Raw genomic sequence first — 15,770 nt, forward strand, 5'->3', positions numbered from 1 at the left:
CAGTCGAATATTCTAATCCGTGAGCCCCTCATGACCGCCTCTGCACATCAAAAACCGAAGCGCCGTTTTCTCGCCGATACCAGCGGCAATTTCGGCATGATGACGGCCATTCTGCTACCGGTATTGCTGGGTTTTGCCGGCGCCGGCATGGAGTTGGCGAATGTGATGCAGGTGAAAGCGGATATGCAGAATACTGCGGATTCTGCAGCCCTTGCGGCGGCCACCGAGGCCCGTTTGAAAATGGGCGACCTGACGGACGAGCAGATCAAGGAAATCGCCAAGAACTTCATCGCGGCCCAGATGGAAAAGAACCTGACCGAGGAAGAGAAAAAGGAACTGGAGCAGAATTCTCCGACCAATATCACGAAGACGGAAAATGCCCGCGGCAAAACCTACACCGTCGAGACCACGATCAACCACCGAGTACAGCTCAATCCGCTGCTCGGGTTCATTGGCGCAAAAACACTCGATCTTTCGGTAACGGGCACCGCAAAGAGCACCGTCAACAAGGGCGCACCGATCTCCATGTATCTGGCGCTTGATCGTTCCGGTTCGATGTCATTCAAGACGGATACCATCAATACCGCGAAAAAATCGTGCCCGGTTTATACGGCTGACAATTGGGGTACCAGCGAAGCGAAGGCCACATCCAGTCCCTGCTATGTCAACAAGGCCACGTCGCTCAAAACCGCCGTCGGGTTCCTCGTCGCAACATTGAACAAGGCTGATCCGACCTACACGGCTAACGGCGGCTCAGAGCTCGTCCGCACCGGTGCCTCGGTCTATACGCACGAGACCTATGCGGCCCAGCCCATCAGCTGGGGTACGGGCAGCGTTGTCAGCTACGTGGACAAGCAAATCCCGGAATTCCCCACCGGTGGCACGGATGCCCGCAGCAGCCTGAACGCCGCCTATAACGCCCTTAAAAAATCCAACACCGACGAAGCGAAAGCACATAAAGACAAAGGCAGTGAATCGTTCGAGCGCTACATTGTTCTCATGACCGACGGTGAAATGACGGGCAACAGCGCCTCGTGGAACTCCAGCATCGACCAGTCCGTGCGCACCACCTGCGAGACCGCCAAGAAAGACGGGATCAAGATTTTCAGCGTCGCCTTCATGGCGCCGGACAAGGGCAAGTCGCTGTTGCAATATTGCGCATCCAGCCTCGACAATTATTACGCGCCGGAAAACATGGAGCAGATCGTCACAGCCTTTGGTGAAATCGCCCGCAAGGCTGCCGGCAGCATAGCCACGCTCACCAACTGATCTGTTTCCGGAGCGTCTTGTCGGCTGCATGGCTGACAAGACGTGTGCGACAGGTGACAGCGGCGGCGGCCCGTGGCATAGGAGGGCCGCTCCCATTCACAGGCCCTGTCATGATCCGCATCGAAAACATCAGCAAGTCGAACAGTCACCGTATTCTCTATATCGAGGCCTCCGCCGCGCTCAATCGCGGCGAGAAGATCGGCCTTGTCGGCCCGAATGGCGCCGGCAAGACCACGCTGTTCCGGATGATCACCGGCGAAGAGCAGCCCGACGAGGGCCAGGTCGTCGTCGAAAAGGGCATGACGGTCGGTTATTTCGATCAGGATGTCGGTGAAATGTCCGGCCGCTCGGCCGTCGCGGAAGTCATGGAAGGGGCAGGCCCCGTCAGCGAAGTGGCAGCCGAACTTCGGGAACTGGAAGCCGCCATGTCCGATCCCGACCGGATGGACGAGATGGACACCATCATCGAACGTTACGGCGAAGTGCAGGCGCGTTATGAGGAACTGGACGGCTACGCGCTTGAAGGCCGTGCGCGCGAAGTGCTGGACGGGTTGAGCTTCAGCCAGGAGATGATGGACGGCGATGTTTCCAAGCTTTCCGGCGGCTGGAAGATGCGCGTGGCGCTTGCGCGCATCCTCTTGATGCGCCCGGACGTGATGCTCCTCGACGAACCGTCGAACCATCTCGATCTCGAAAGCTTGATCTGGCTCGAAGATTTCTTGAAGAATTATGACGGCGCTTTGCTGATGACGTCGCATGACCGCGAATTCATGAACCGCATCGTCACCAAGATCATCGAAATCGATGCCGGCAATCTCACCACCTATTCCGGTGACTACGGCTTTTACGAACAGCAGCGCGCGCAGAACGAAAAGCAGCAGCAGGCACAGTTCGAACGCCAGCAGGCCATGCTCGCCAAGGAAATCAAGTTCATCGAACGCTTCAAGGCCCGCGCTTCGCACGCCTCGCAGGTGCAGAGCCGCGTGAAGAAACTCGAGAAGATCGACCGCGTCGAGCCGCCAAAACGGCGTCAGACGGTGGCTTTTGAATTCGCGCCGGCGCCCCGGTCGGGCGAGGATGTCGTGGCGCTGAAGAAGGTCAATAAGGCCTATGGCAGCCGCACGATCTATGGCGAGCTCGATTTCATGGTGCGGCGCAAGGAACGCTGGTGCATCATGGGCGTCAACGGCGCTGGAAAATCGACGCTGCTGAAGCTGGTGACCGGCACGGCGGAACCGGATTCCGGCAATGTCACCCTCGGCGCCAGCGTCAAGCTCGGCTATTTCGCCCAGCACGCCATGGATGTTCTGGATGGCGACAGCACCATTCTCGAATGGCTGGAGGAGCGTTTTCCGAAAGCGGGGCAGGCGCCGTTGCGCGCCCTTGCCGGCTGTTTCGGCTTTTCCGGCGACGACGTGGAAAAACGCTGCCGTGTTCTTTCCGGCGGCGAAAAGGCCCGTCTCGTCATGGCGGCCATGCTGTTCGATCCGCCGAACTTCCTCGTGCTGGACGAGCCGACCAACCATCTCGATCTCGACACCAAGGAAATGCTGATCAAGGCCCTGTCGGATTATGAAGGCACGATGCTGTTCGTTTCGCACGACCGCCATTTCCTGGCCGCGCTTTCGAACCGGGTGCTGGAACTGACACCTGATGGTATCCACCAATATGGCGGCGGCTATACCGAATATGTCGAAAGCACGGGACAGGAAGCACCGGGTCTTCGCAGCTAAGCCACCTGCCGGACGCGTCGCCCTGTAACGGCAGCTTTCGTTTGGAGACTGGAGAAACAGATGCGGATCGTGGTCTACAGCGCCAAACCCTATGACAGGCAGTTCCTTGACGCTGCCGCCCACGCTGGCATGCGGATGCAATATTGCGAAGCACGCCTGTCTCTCGAGACAGTGGCGCTGGCGAAAGGAGCGGCGGCGATCTGCGCCTTCGTTAATGACGACCTGTCGCGGCCAGTACTCGAAAAGCTTGCGGAAATGGGTATCCGGCTCATCGCCCTGCGCTGCGCCGGTTTCAATCAGGTCGATCTCGCCGGTGCCGAAAAGCTCGGCCTGACCGTTGCGCGCGTGCCGGCCTATTCGCCCTATGCGGTCGCCGAACACACCATGGCGCTCATCCTGTCGCTCAACCGCAAGATCCATCGCGCCTATAACCGTGTCCGCGAAGGAAACTTCGCCCTCGATGGCCTTCTCGGCTTCGACCTTCACGGCAAGACGGTCGGCATTGTCGGCACGGGCAAGATCGGGGCGATTTTCGCGCGCATTGCGGCCGGCTTCGGCTGCCGTCTCGTCGGCCATGACGTCCGGCCAAATCCGGATTGCGAGGCACTGGGCATGGTCTACGTCACGCGCGAGGAACTGTTTCGAACATCGGACATTCTGGCGCTGATGTGCCCGCTCACACCGGAGACGCGTCACCTCATTCGCCGGGAGACGCTGCCGCTTCTGAAAAAGGGCGTGATGCTCGTCAATACCAGCCGCGGCGCCATCATCGACACGCAGGCGGCAATTGCGGGTCTGAAAGACGGCACCATCGGCAGTCTCGGCATCGATGTCTATGAAGAAGAGGCCGATCTCTTTTTTGAGGATCTTTCCAACGATGTGCTGCGCGACGATGTTTTCGCGCGACTGCTGACCTTCCCCAATGTTCTGGTCACCGGCCACCAGGGCTTCTTCACGCAGGAGGCCCTCAGGAACATCGCGGACACCACGATCGGCAATATCGAAAGCTTTTTCAGGACCGGCAGGGCGCTACATGCCGTTTCCACGGAGCAGCTAGCAGGCCCCTAAAAGTCGCGAACAATAAGGTCCGATATGTCACAACCGGGCCACGCGCAGATTGTTCGTCGTACCGGACTGACCGAACGGAATACCGCTGACGATGACGAGATTGTCACCGGAACGGGCCAGATCGACATGTTTCGCAAGCCGTGCCGCCTGTTCGAACCTGTCGTCAATGCCAAGGTCTTCGTCATAGAGGCTGATTGCACCCCACAAAAGGCAAAGCCTGCGGGCCACCGCCATATCCGCCGTGATCGCCACGATTGGCAAAGACGGGCGCTCCCGTGCTATGCGAGCCGCCGTCACGCCGCTCGATGTGAAGGCTACAATCGCCGGCGCACCGATCGCGGTGGCGACATCGGCCGCCGCGCCGGCCACCGCATGGGCGGGTGTTGGCTCCAGCGCCGGTTCCGTCGCCCGCAGGATCGAATTATAGAGCTTGTGGCCTTCGGTACTGCGAATGATACGGTCCATCATCTCAACGGTTTCGACGGGATATCTGCCGGTCGCGGTTTCAGCGGAGAGCATCACCGCATCGACGCCGTCATAGATCGCCATGGCAACATCCGACGCTTCGGCGCGTGTGGGTGATGCGGACGAAACCATCGAATCCAGCATCTGGGTGGCGACAATGACTGGCTTCACCGCCTGACGACAGGCGCGCACAAGCTCTTTCTGACGCCCCGGAACCTCCTCGGCAGGAATTTCGACGCCGAGATCGCCGCGCGCCACCATCAGGGCATCGGACAGGCTGATGATATCGTCGATCTTCTCGAGAGCGGACGGCTTCTCGATTTTTGCCACCAGCCCCGCACGTTCGACGATCAGGCCGCGCGCCTCGATGAGATCGCCGGGTTTCTGCACGAAAGAAAGCGCGACCCAGTCGACACCGAGATCGAGACCGAAGGCGAGATCGCTGCGGTCCTTCGTCGTGAGCGGCGAGATGTCCAGCACCGTTCCCGGAATATTGACGCCCTTGCGGTCGGAAATCGCACCGCCGAAGATCACCTCAGCCTCCAGCTCATCCGCCCCCACGCGCAAAAGACGGACACGTATGCGACCGTCATCGATCAGAAGATCGTCGCCGGGCTTTACGGCGGCGAATATTTCGGGGTGAGGCAGGGGAATCGCCGACGTTTCCCCACTCTCTGAACGGAGAACGAAACGAACGACATCCCCCGCCGACACGCTGGCCGACCCGCCCGCGATCCGTCCGAGCCTTATCTTGGGACCCTGCAAATCCTGCAAGATGCCGATGGGCATCGCCATTTCCCGCTCGATCGTCCGGATCGCGTGGAAAACCCGGGCATGATCCTCATGCGAGCCATGGCTGAAATTCAGGCGAAACGTATCGACGCCCGCCAGGAACAGGGCTTTCAGCATTTCAGGCGATGCGCTGGCAGGCCCGACCGTCGCAACAATTTTTGCTTGGCGTTTACGATGCATGATCAATCAATCGGCTTTCGCCGCCCTTTAAAATACGAGAATTGCGCGGAAATCATTCACATTGGTCAGGGTGGGACCTGTTTTCACCAGGTCACCGAGGTGCTCGAAAAAACGATAGCTGTCGTGAGAGGCGAGATAGGCCTTCGCGTCGAGGTTCAGGGCCGCCGCTCTTACAAGCGTGTCCGGCGCAACGATCGCACCCGCCGCATCTTCCGTCCCGTCGATACCGTCCGTATCGCAGGCGATGGCCCATAGTCCCGTCCGACCATTCAAGGTGGCCGCAAGGGCGAGAAGAAACTCCGTGTTGCGCCCGCCGCGACCGGCACCGCCCGAACCGATGGTGACAGTCGCCTCACCGCCGGAGAGGATAACCGCGGGGCCTTTCAGCGGATGCCCCCTGGTAACGGCGGAAAGCGCGATGCCGCCCAATACCGTGCCGAGTTCCCGCGCCTCACCCTCCAGCGCATCGCCCAGTATCAGCGTTCGCAGTCCGGCCGCCGCCGCCACCTCCGCCGCCGCCTCAAGAGCAAGCGAGGGTGTCGCGATCATCCGCACATCGCTTGCCATGTCGTGAGATTTGGGCGTCTCATGGCCGCTTTCGAGGACGGCTAGTGCCGATGGCGGCAAGGCTATGCCGCGCCGGCGAACGATTTCCCGGACCTCCGCGATGGTGCTGTCGTCGGCAACGGTCGGACCCGACGCAATGTCGGAAGGATCATCGCCCGGCACGTCGGAAATCACCATGGTCACAAGGCGGGCGGGCTCGGCCGCCTTGGCGAGCTGTCCACCCTTGATCATGGACAGATGCTTGCGGATCGCGTTCATCTCCCGGATGGTCGCCCCGCTTGCCAGCAGCGCCCTGTTCACCGCCTGCTTGTCCGCAAGCGACATATCGCCAGCGGGCGCAACGAGGAGGGCGGAACCGCCGCCGGAGATCATGGCTATGACCAGATCGCGTTCCGACAGTCCGGAAACCGCATCCAGCACGGCGCGCCCGGCCTCCAGGCTGCTCTCGTCGGGAACCGGATGAGACGCCTCGATGATGCGGATGCGGCCAGCCGGGACGGCGTGGCCGTATCGCGTGACGACAACGCCGGAAACGTCGACGTCGGGCCATGCCGCCTCGAGTGCCGCCGCCATCGCCGCCGAGGCTTTTCCGGCGCCGACCACGATACACCGCCCTTGCGGTTTCGGCGGCAGGTGCCGCATCACCGCTTCCTGCGGATTGGCGCTTGCCACGGCCGCGTCGAACATCCGGCGCAGCAGGTCTCTCGCGGTCTCATCCGTCCAGCGCATGGTCGATCCGGTCACACGTTGGAGGAATAAATGGCATCGACAACGGCGTCGGTCACGTCGTTTGTCGTTGCCGTGCCGCCGACATCCGGGGTCAGGATGCCCGAGCCCGTCACCCGTTCCACCGCCCGCATCAGCCGGGCGGATGCGTCGGCTTCGCCGAGATGATCCAGCATCTGCGCCGCCGTCCAGAACGTGGCGACCGGATTGGCGATGCCCTTGCCGGTAATATCGAAGGCGGAACCGTGGATCGGTTCGAACATCGACGGGAAACGCCGCTCGGGATCGATATTGCCGGTTGGCGCCACGCCAAGGCTGCCGGCCAGCGCGCCCGCAAGGTCAGACAGGATATCGGCATGAAGATTGGTGGCGACGATGGTGTCGAGGCTCTTCGGATTGAGCGTCATGCGAACCGTCATGGCGTCCACCAGCATCTTGTCCCAGGTCACATCTGGAAACTCTTCGGCGACTTCCGCCGCGATCTCGTCCCACATGACCATGCCGTGACGCTGCGCATTGGATTTGGTCACGACCGTCAGCAGCTTGCGCGGCCGCGACTGCGCCAGTTTGAACGCGTAACGCATGATGCGGGTGACGCCGACACGGGTAAAGATCGCGACCTCGGTGCCGACCTCTTCGGGCAGGCCGCGATGCGCGCGACCGCCATGTCCGGAATATTCACCTTCCGAATTTTCACGGACGATGACCCAGTCAAGGTCGCCGGGACCGCAATTGCGCAGCGGCGGCGTAATGCCCGGCAGAATCTTCGTGGGCCGGACATTGGCATATTGGTCAAAACCCTGGCAGATGGGCAGGCGAAGGCCCCACAGCGTGATGTGATCCGGCACATCCGGCGCGCCGACGGCGCCGAAATAGATCGCGTCGAACTTCTTCAGCTTCGACAGGCCGTCGGACGGCATCATCACACCGTTCTTCTTGTAATAGTCGGAACCCCAATCGAAATTCTCTAAATTGAACTTGATGCCGCCGTCCCGCTTTTCGATGGCCGCAAGCACCCGGGTGCCGGCGGCGATGACTTCAGGGCCGATGCCGTCGGCCGGGATGGTGGCTATGGAATATTCGCGCATGTCTGGTCTCCGTTACGATATTGCTGGTTAAGGGCGCTGGCTTGCCGCATTGGCGGCTTCGGCGCTTTTTTGGCTTGTCTTCGACAGGATGAGGGTAAGAACGGCCGACAGAAGCAGAAGGCCGGCGACGAAATAGAGGCCGCCGCTGAAACCTCCGGTCTGGTCCTTGACCCAGCCGATGACGGAGGGGCCGACGAAACCGCCGAGATTACCGATGGAATTGATGGTGGCGATGCCGGCGGCCGCAGCCGGCCCGGACAGGAACAGCGTGGGCATGCTCCAGAGAGGCGGCTTCGAGCAGCTGATGCCGATATTGACCAGCGTCAGCGCGATGAGGACGGCAAAGACCGAGGCGGCGCCGGTTGCAAAAGCAAGACCCACCGCCGCCAACAGGCATGCACCGACGACATGCCATGTGCGTTCGCCTGTCCTGTCGGAATGGCGTGCCCAGAGAACCATCGCCACTACGGCGAAAATGGCGGGAATGGCATTGATGAAGCCGACCTGAAGTGACGAAAGGCCGAATTGCTTGATGATCTGAGGCGCCCAGATGCCAAGCGTATAAAGCCCGGCGGACGTGCCGAAATAGACGAGCGAAAGCGCAAGGACACGCATGTCCGCAAGACCTGCCCAGATGCTATAGCTCGACTTGGCGGCCTTCGATGCCTGTTCCTCGTTCATGGTCTTGACGAGCCAGTCCCGCTCCTCCGTCGTCAGCCAATTGGCTTTTTCCGGGCGGTCCGTCAGATAAAACAGGACGACAACGCCGAGAATGACGGCGGGTGCGGCTTCGATCAGGAACATCCACTGCCAGCCGGCAAGACCCAGCAACCCGTGCATTTCCATCAGCGCACCGGAAATCGGCGAACCGAGCACCGTCGATAGCGGCGCGGCCGCCATGAAGATCGCGGTCACGGCGGCGCGGCGGCGGGCAGGAAACCAGAAGCTCAGATACAGAATGATGCCGGGGAAAAAGCCGGCTTCGGCAATTCCGAGCAGGAACCGCAGCGTATAGAAACTCGGAATGCCCTGGACGAAGGCCATGCCCCCCGAAATGAACCCCCAGGTGATCATTACCCGCGCGATCCAGATACGGGCGCCGACCTTGTTCAGGATCAGGTTGGAGGGAACCTCGAACAGAAAATAGCCGAGGAAAAAAATGCCGGCGCCGATGCCGAACACGGTGGATGAGAAACCAAGATCCTGATTCATGGTCAAGGCCGCAAAACCGATGTTCACGCGGTCCAGGAACGCGATGAAGTAGAGCAGCATGATGAAGGGTACGATGCGGAATGTAATTTTGCGCAAGACGCGCGTTTCCAGCTCGCTGGCCACGGCATTTTCCTCCCAGTTTGAAATCGATGAGCGCACCTCCTGCGCTGATCAACCCTTTTCCTCCTGGACGCCGTTGACCTCAATCGACAGAAAATTATATAATTTTTTGATATAATAAGGAGAACGCCATGGAACTCGGCCAGTTGCGATGCTTCGTCTGCGTTGCGGAAGAATTGCATTTCGGACGGGCCGCACAAAAGCTAGATATGTTGCCGGCCTCTCTCGGCCGGCACATCAGGCTGCTTGAGGACGCGCTCGGCACCAAGCTCGTCCTGCGAACCACGCGCAATGTTGGCTTGACCACGGATGGCGCGATGCTTTTGCCGGAAGCGCGGCAGCTCGTGGAAAAGGCCGATGCACTGGTGGCGCGCTTTCGCGCCTCCGGCGGCGAGGGTGAAAAAGTCGTCCGGATCGGAGCCATCGACAGCGCTGCCGCCGGGCTTCTGCCCATGCTGCTGCACGATCTGCGCGTTCTCCATCCCTCAATCGCCACCCAGCTGATCGAGGACAAGACGATACGCCTCATTCCGCGCCTGCTTTCCGGCAGGATAGACCTAGCCTTCATCCGTCCGCCTGATATCATCGACCGCCATATCAAGACGCAGAGGCTGTTTCACGAAACGGCGGTTGTCGCCGTCTCCGTCAATCATCGGCTGGCGAAACGGGAAAGCCTGTGCATCAGGGAACTTGCGGACGAACCGCTGATTGTCCCGGAACGCCGGTCGAGGCCGCACAGCCATGATCTGACGATCAAGCTTTTCACCGAAGCGGGGCTTCAGGCGCGTATCGCCCAGCTGGCGGATGAGAAACAGACCATCGTCAATCTGGTGGCGGCGGAAATAGGCATCGCGATCGTTCCCCAATGGACCTCGCGGCTGGCAGTCAGCGGCGTCTGCTTCATTCCCCTGACGGTCGAACCCGGAACCATGATCAGCAAATTGCCGCTTTCGGTCGCCTGGTTGAAGAATGCGCGCGATCCGGCACGAGACGCCATCATGGAGGTGCTCAACGCCAATCTTGCAAGATATGAAACATTTGCATGAAAGTGGGTAAAATTGGTATGATCATTGAGTTTTATTGAAATTCATCATACATATTTGACAGGCTTCACGCCTGCCTCGATTTCAATGCATGGTGACCGACGTGCCTGAACAGCAAAAACAGCGCAGCAAATCCTCCGGTTCTCTGGTCAGCAGAGTTAGCCTCAGCCTGAGAAATGCGATTGCCTCCGGGCAATATGGACCCGGTGACCGCCTGCCCAGCGAAATCGAGATGACGGAAACCCATGGCGTCAGCCGCACCGTGGTGCGCGAGGCGGTGACGGCGCTACGCTGCGACGGGCTGGTGGAGGTGCGTCAGGGGGCGGGCATTTTCGTGCTGAAGCGTGAAAAGGACGCGTCGCCCACACCCGGTATCGACCGCGCCCGGCTCTCTTCCGATCTGGAGGTGCTGGAAATCAGAACGCCGCTCGAAATCGAAGCGGCGGGGCTCGCCGCCCTTCGTCGTTCGCCATCGCAGGAGGAAGCGATTTTCGACTGTCACGCCCGGCTTCTGCAATGTATCGAGGAGAACCGCTCCATTCGCGAGGCGGATCTGGCGCTGCATCTGGCCATTGCGGCCGCCACCAACAATCCGCTTTTCACCCAGTTCCTCGAGCTGCACGGTCAGGCCGTGATTCCACAATCGCGCGTGGTTTCCGAAACCGGCGAGAACGACCAGACAGCTTACCGGCGATTGATCCACAAGGAACATGAAGCCATCGTCATCGCCATATCGGACCGGAACGAACAGGCCGCGAAGCTGGCGATGCAGGCGCATCTGCGCGGCAGCCAGCACCGCTACCGCGACATGATGCGCGATCTGCGCGGCATCGCGCACAGCTAAAGGGTTTTCAGTAAAACCGGGTCGTAGCTCTGTGCCCGAAAGGGGCGATCAGGAGCTACGGCGCTTCCCGCAGATCCGCTCCCCAGACCTCGATCTGCGTCAGCGCGGGAAAAGGCGAAGGATCGTCGGCTTTTTTTAGATCATGCAGACGAATCCATTCCACCTGGCGCGGTGCGACCGGGAAACTCTGGGCAGCTCCGGTTTTTTGCAGGGAAAAGCTTGCGCTTTCGCCGTCGGAAAAAGTGACGCTCGCTTTTTCCCACCAGGCATCATGGGGAAAGTCCGCCCGCAGGTAAAAAGTCAGCTGGTCGATGAGGACTGCGCGGCCGAATACGAGGGTCAGCGAAGCTTCGGGATCGCGGTTGATGCCCCAGCTTGTATAGGGCCAGAAGCCGTGGCCCGCGCTCGCCTTTTCACCATCGATGACATTGCGGGCTGCGAAAGCCGCCTCCCCGCGCGTTTCCGTGCTCGCATAAACGTGCGGAAACAGCGAGGTGTTTTCATGATCGTCAAACGGGTTGAGGGCCAGATTCCTGCGAACTCCGATTTCACCGGCAAGTGTGCGGCGCGCGGCGATCCGGTGAAGGTTACCGCTGAAAGCCTGCGGCGGATAGGATTTGCGTTTCGCCGCGGAAGGAATGGGCAGGATGAATTCGTTTCCGTGCAGGAAAACCAGCGTCGGCGGCATGCCGGCGTCGAGCGCAAGCCAGATATGACCGGGCTGCGAAACCTCAACGACAAGCCTGTCGCCCTCGCAATATTCCGCGCGATAGACGAGCAAAGCTTCGTCCTCCGCTCCGGCTTTCGCCAGAACATCACCCACCGCATTGACGACCTTGAGTATAAGTTTCATCGGCACTTCCTTAACTGATCGTCAGGCACAGACGCTGGGCTGCGATGGGGATGAGAATGCGATAGATCACCGGTGGCCAAGACTGGCGAAGGCGGGCATCATCGATTGTTATGGCTTCGATGGTTGGTTCTCCTGCACCTTCGCAGGCTATCTCTCCCAGCCCCGCAAAAATCAGGCCGCCCGGCGTGACGACGGGCTTTTCCGCAGCCATCAGCGACAGAACCGCCTCCTGCCCGCCCTGATAGTCGTCAAGGACTTCCACATGGCTGCCACGCAGCAGTCGGACGCGGCGGCGATAGTGCTCAACACGCGCCACGGCGGGATAGGCCCCGGCTATATCGAAAGAGACTTCCGCCTGATCTTCAGAAAATTCGGTCACAAAATCTCTTGCAGCAAACTCTGCCCCGGCGGCCTGCATGTCGCCGCCGAAAGTCGGCAGATTGTGAAAGGCCGATTGCATCGTCCAGATGTCGTAGCGCTGCGGCGAGAAGGTTTTTGCGGTGTAGGTTTCCACCCCGACATCGATGATGAACGGCCGGCCGTTCTTATAAAGCGTGAAACTGCCGACATCGTTGTGGTTATGGCTCTCGCCATTATTGCCCGCCTTCACGGCAAGATCGAAAACCCCATCGCGGGCAATCGCCAGACCGATGCCGGGATAGGCGATGTCGGTCTTTGCCGGTTCTGCAGGAACAGACGCGGATAATTCCGGGATGGCAAGCACCGCCTGGACCCGATACCAGAGGTTCCACTCCTTGCACATCAGCCGGTCCGGTGAGCGGTTCCAGCAGGTAGCAGCGAAAGCCTGGAGCGGCGGCGAAGAAACGGCCTTGCCGAAGAGATATTCCCGCACGCCGGATGTCTCGACCTTCGCCGGCGCATCGGCGAAGTTGAAAAACCGGTCTTCCGCCACGTGCATGTTGAGAATGAATTCGGCCATGCTGCGCAGCTTCGGCGCATGAAAGTGCGGCGCCATGAAACCGGGCGCGGAGACTTCGAGAATGCTCATCGCCCCGAACAGGCAAAGTGCCGCATGGCCATAATAAAGAACGCCCTCTTCGCAGGCGCCGTCTTCCGCATAATCCTTCTGAAACGCATCGAGACTCTTGAGCGCCTTTTCCACGACCGTACGCCTCGTCGACTGGTCGGTGGGCAATAGCAGGGTCGAGAGAAGGATGTTCTGGGTGATCCAGGCCGTCCAGTTGTTCATCCGCTCGCCGCCATTCCCCATCCACCAGAAATGCCGGGCGAGATAGGGCTTCGTAATGCGCCGGTCGATCTCGGCGCGGACGCGGGAAACGAGGTTTGCATTTGCCCTTTCCAGTTCCGGTGCCAACAAATGCAGGCACAAAGCGAGATTGGCGCCCGTTTCGGCGGCGAACAGGTCGATCACCGGGTTTCGCGGATCGGGCAGAGGATCTCGTGGGCCGCCGCGAATATGGGAATTATGGGCGGGCAATTGCCAGCCGCTCTCCTCGCATATCAACCAAAGACCATCAATGATGGCATCGAGAAAGCGGCCCTGCCCCTCGGCGCATTCCCCAAGAACCAGCGCGTTCAGCTTCAGCCGTCGGGAAAAATAAAGCGCCTCGAAACGATCGCGATTGCCGGTGCGGCTATATTCCTGGTAGTCGCCCGCCAGAATTGTGGGCCAAGGCTCGTCAAGCGTCTGTTCCGCCGCCTCGATGAGACTACGGGAAACCGCGCCCGGTGCTGAAGACCGTATTTTCTGCGCCGTCAGTTCCGCGCCGAAATCGGCGAACCGTTCGGGCAGAAGCCGCATCATTTCGACAAACACGCCCTCAAACCTCCCGCGCGTTCCGCAATCCGATATGGGCCTCCTATCATACGTATTTTTGAAAAACCAGAAAATTTGTCTGACTTTATGCAAAGTTGTTTGACCAATATCGATATTGTGTTATCCAGAGCGCGGGAGGCGGCAGGGCGAAGACCCGGACCGCAATGGAAAATGCAGGCAGCCGGCACCGATGAAACAGTGAAACGGCGGCAATGGGAGATATGCTGTGGCAACCGCGACCATGTCCGACAAGCAGGCGACTCCGTATCGCAGGAAAAAACTCCGCATCGTCTCCAAACGGCGGCGCGGAATAGAAAATGCGCTCGTCGCCTATTCCTTCATTGCGCCCAATTTTCTCGGCTTTGCGATTTTCACGCTCGGACCGATCCTCTTTGCCTTTGCGCTGGCCTTCATGCATTGGGACGGCTCCAATGCCATGCGTTTTGCCGGTCTCGATAATTTCTGGCGGCTTTTCGAGGACAGGGCCTTCATCGCGGCCTTCTGGAACACGGTCATCTACACCGTCGCGTCGGTGCCGGCCACGCTCGCCTGCGCACTCGGGCTTGCGATCCTCCTCAACCAGAAAATCCTCGGCCGCAACTTCTTCCGCACGGCCATGTTCTTTCCTTATGTCGCATCGCTGGTCGCCGTGGCCGTCGTCTGGAACATGATTTTCAATCCGGAGATGGGTCCGGTCAACATGCTGCTCTATACGCTCGGCCTCGATCCCGCCAACATGCCGGGATGGGCGGCGGACCGTCACTGGGCCATGGTCACGGTCATTCTCTTCGGCGTGTGGAAGAGCATGGGTTATTACATGGTCATCTATCTCGCCGGGCTGCAGGGCATCAATTCGGAGCTTTATGAAGCCGCGGGGCTGGATGGCGCCAATGCCTGGCAGAAATTCATCCACGTCACCCTGCCACAGCTTGCTCCAACGACCTTTTTCGTCACCGTAATGCTGACGATCCAGTCCTTCAAGGTTTTCGATCAGGTCTATATGATCACGCAGGGCGGTCCCGGCACTTCGACGCTGGTTCTCGTCTATCACATCTACAATGAGGCCTTCATCTCCTGGGATCTCGGCTATTCCAGCATGATCGCCCTTGTCCTGTTCTTCCTCGTCCTGATGGTCACCATCGTCCAGTTCAAACGGCAGCGGGAGGATTGATCCATGCGCATCATGGGCCGCAAAATCCCCGCCGCCACGATTGGCATCTATCTGACGGTGATCGTCGTCACCATCGTCATGCTTCTGCCCTTCGCATGGATGCTGTCGGCGTCGCTGAAACTCAGCCGCGATGTCTTCGCGTTTCCGATCGAATGGATCCCCTCGCAGCCGCGCTGGGAAAACTACGTGGAAATCTGGACTAAAATCCCGCTGGCGCTATTCATCTACAACACGTCGAAGCTGACGATCATCGTCACACTGCTGCAATTGCTGACCTCAAGCTTTGCGGCCTACGCCTTCGCCAAGCTGCATTTTCCCTACAAGAACACGCTGTTTCTCGGCTATATCGCCACCATCGCCATGCCCTGGCAGGTCTATATGGTGCCGCAGTTTCTGTTGATGCGCGAATTCGGGCTCAACAATACCCATCTCGCCCTGATTTTCCTGCAGGCCTTCACCGCCTTCGGCGTTTTCCTGATGCGGCAGTTTTACATGTCTATCCCGAACGAGCTTTGCGAGGCGGCGCGCATCGACGGTATGAACGAATACCAGATCTGGGCGAAGATCATGCTGCCGCTTTCCAAACCTGCGCTTTCCACCTTGACGATTTTCACCTTCGTCACGACCTGGAACGACTTCATGGGTCCGATGATCTATCTCACCAAGACCGAGCTGAAAACCATCCAGATCGGCCTGCGCATGTTCATTTCGCAATATTCGGCGGAATACGGATTGATCATGGCCGCCTCGGTCGTGGCGCTTGTCCCGGTTCTCGTCGTTTTCCTGGCGTTGCAGCGCTTCTTCGTCGAAGGCGTCGCCTCCACCGGCCTCAAGGGTTGAT

13 protein-coding genes are annotated in these 15,770 nt (G+C 59.6%); 7 read left to right on the plus strand and 6 right to left on the minus strand.

Annotated features, from left to right (window positions below; translation table 11 throughout):
• Nucleotides 1-30 precede the first annotated feature (30 nt).
• From L901_RS14365 to L901_RS14375, 3 genes are all read left to right on the plus strand, one after another.
• Nucleotides 31-1,269 carry a TadE/TadG family type IV pilus assembly protein gene (locus L901_RS14365; RefSeq protein WP_059757872.1) on the plus strand — a complete coding sequence of 413 codons (1,239 nt, stop codon included), beginning with the start codon at nt 31-33 and terminating at the stop codon, nt 1,267-1,269.
• 110 nt (nt 1,270-1,379) lie between these two features.
• On the plus strand, nt 1,380-3,002 hold the full coding sequence (locus L901_RS14370) for an ABC-F family ATP-binding cassette domain-containing protein (RefSeq protein WP_003519640.1): 1,623 nt from the start codon (nt 1,380-1,382) through the stop codon (nt 3,000-3,002).
• Between the two features lie 60 nt (nt 3,003-3,062).
• Nucleotides 3,063-4,070 carry a 2-hydroxyacid dehydrogenase gene (locus L901_RS14375; RefSeq protein ID WP_059757875.1) on the plus strand — a complete coding sequence of 336 codons (1,008 nt, stop codon included), beginning with the start codon at nt 3,063-3,065 and terminating at the stop codon, nt 4,068-4,070.
• Between the two features lie 27 nt (nt 4,071-4,097).
• On the opposite strand, the gene pyk is transcribed toward L901_RS14375, so the two are convergent.
• Genes pyk through L901_RS14395 form a run of 4 tightly spaced genes read right to left on the minus strand, consistent with a single transcriptional unit; the run spans nt 4,098 to nt 9,223 of the window.
• Nucleotides 4,098-5,507 carry a pyruvate kinase gene (gene pyk, locus L901_RS14380; RefSeq protein ID WP_031233357.1) on the minus strand — a complete coding sequence of 470 codons (1,410 nt, stop codon included), beginning with the start codon at nt 5,505-5,507 and terminating at the stop codon, nt 4,098-4,100.
• A gap of 27 nt (nt 5,508-5,534) precedes the next feature.
• Entirely contained in the window at nt 5,535-6,803 is a 1,269-nt protein-coding gene (locus L901_RS14385; RefSeq protein ID WP_059757878.1) for a glycerate kinase, read from the minus strand.
• Between the two features lie 11 nt (nt 6,804-6,814).
• On the minus strand, nt 6,815-7,888 hold the full coding sequence (locus tag L901_RS14390; RefSeq protein ID WP_020808594.1) for a tartrate dehydrogenase: 1,074 nt from the start codon (nt 7,886-7,888) through the stop codon (nt 6,815-6,817).
• Between the two features lie 27 nt (nt 7,889-7,915).
• Nucleotides 7,916-9,223 carry an MFS transporter gene (locus L901_RS14395; protein WP_031233358.1) on the minus strand — a complete coding sequence of 436 codons (1,308 nt, stop codon included), beginning with the start codon at nt 9,221-9,223 and terminating at the stop codon, nt 7,916-7,918.
• 128 nt (nt 9,224-9,351) lie between these two features.
• On the opposite strand from L901_RS14395, the gene L901_RS14400 reads away from it, so the two are divergent.
• Together L901_RS14400 and L901_RS14405 are read left to right on the plus strand one after the other, a co-directional pair.
• The gene (locus L901_RS14400; protein WP_020808596.1) at nt 9,352-10,266 is read left to right on the plus strand and encodes a LysR family transcriptional regulator; all 915 of its coding nucleotides are present in this window, start codon (nt 9,352-9,354) and stop codon (nt 10,264-10,266) included.
• A gap of 88 nt (nt 10,267-10,354) precedes the next feature.
• On the plus strand, nt 10,355-11,107 hold the full coding sequence (locus tag L901_RS14405; protein ID WP_020808597.1) for a FadR/GntR family transcriptional regulator: 753 nt from the start codon (nt 10,355-10,357) through the stop codon (nt 11,105-11,107).
• Nucleotides 11,108-11,162: 55 nt separating this feature from the next.
• On the opposite strand, the gene L901_RS14410 is transcribed toward L901_RS14405, so the two are convergent.
• On the minus strand, nt 11,163-11,960 hold the full coding sequence (locus L901_RS14410) for a hypothetical protein (protein WP_059757881.1): 798 nt from the start codon (nt 11,958-11,960) through the stop codon (nt 11,163-11,165).
• A gap of 10 nt (nt 11,961-11,970) precedes the next feature.
• Nucleotides 11,971-13,758 (minus strand): heparinase II/III family protein, encoded by a 1,788-nt coding sequence (locus tag L901_RS14415; protein ID WP_059757884.1) that lies wholly within the window; start codon nt 13,756-13,758, stop codon nt 11,971-11,973.
• 241 nt (nt 13,759-13,999) lie between these two features.
• Here L901_RS14415 and L901_RS14420 point away from each other — a divergent pair, with 241 nt between their 5' ends.
• The gene (locus L901_RS14420) at nt 14,000-14,929 is read left to right on the plus strand and encodes a carbohydrate ABC transporter permease (RefSeq protein WP_059758130.1); all 930 of its coding nucleotides are present in this window, start codon (nt 14,000-14,002) and stop codon (nt 14,927-14,929) included.
• 3 nt (nt 14,930-14,932) lie between these two features.
• Nucleotides 14,933-15,769: a carbohydrate ABC transporter permease gene (locus tag L901_RS14425; RefSeq protein WP_003519646.1), complete on the plus strand. Its 837-nt coding sequence runs from the start codon at nt 14,933-14,935 to the stop codon at nt 15,767-15,769.
• Nucleotide 15,770: the final 1 nt, after the last annotated feature.

Source organism: Agrobacterium sp. D14, from assembly GCF_001526505.1.
GTDB lineage: Bacteria > Pseudomonadota > Alphaproteobacteria > Rhizobiales > Rhizobiaceae > Agrobacterium > Agrobacterium leguminum.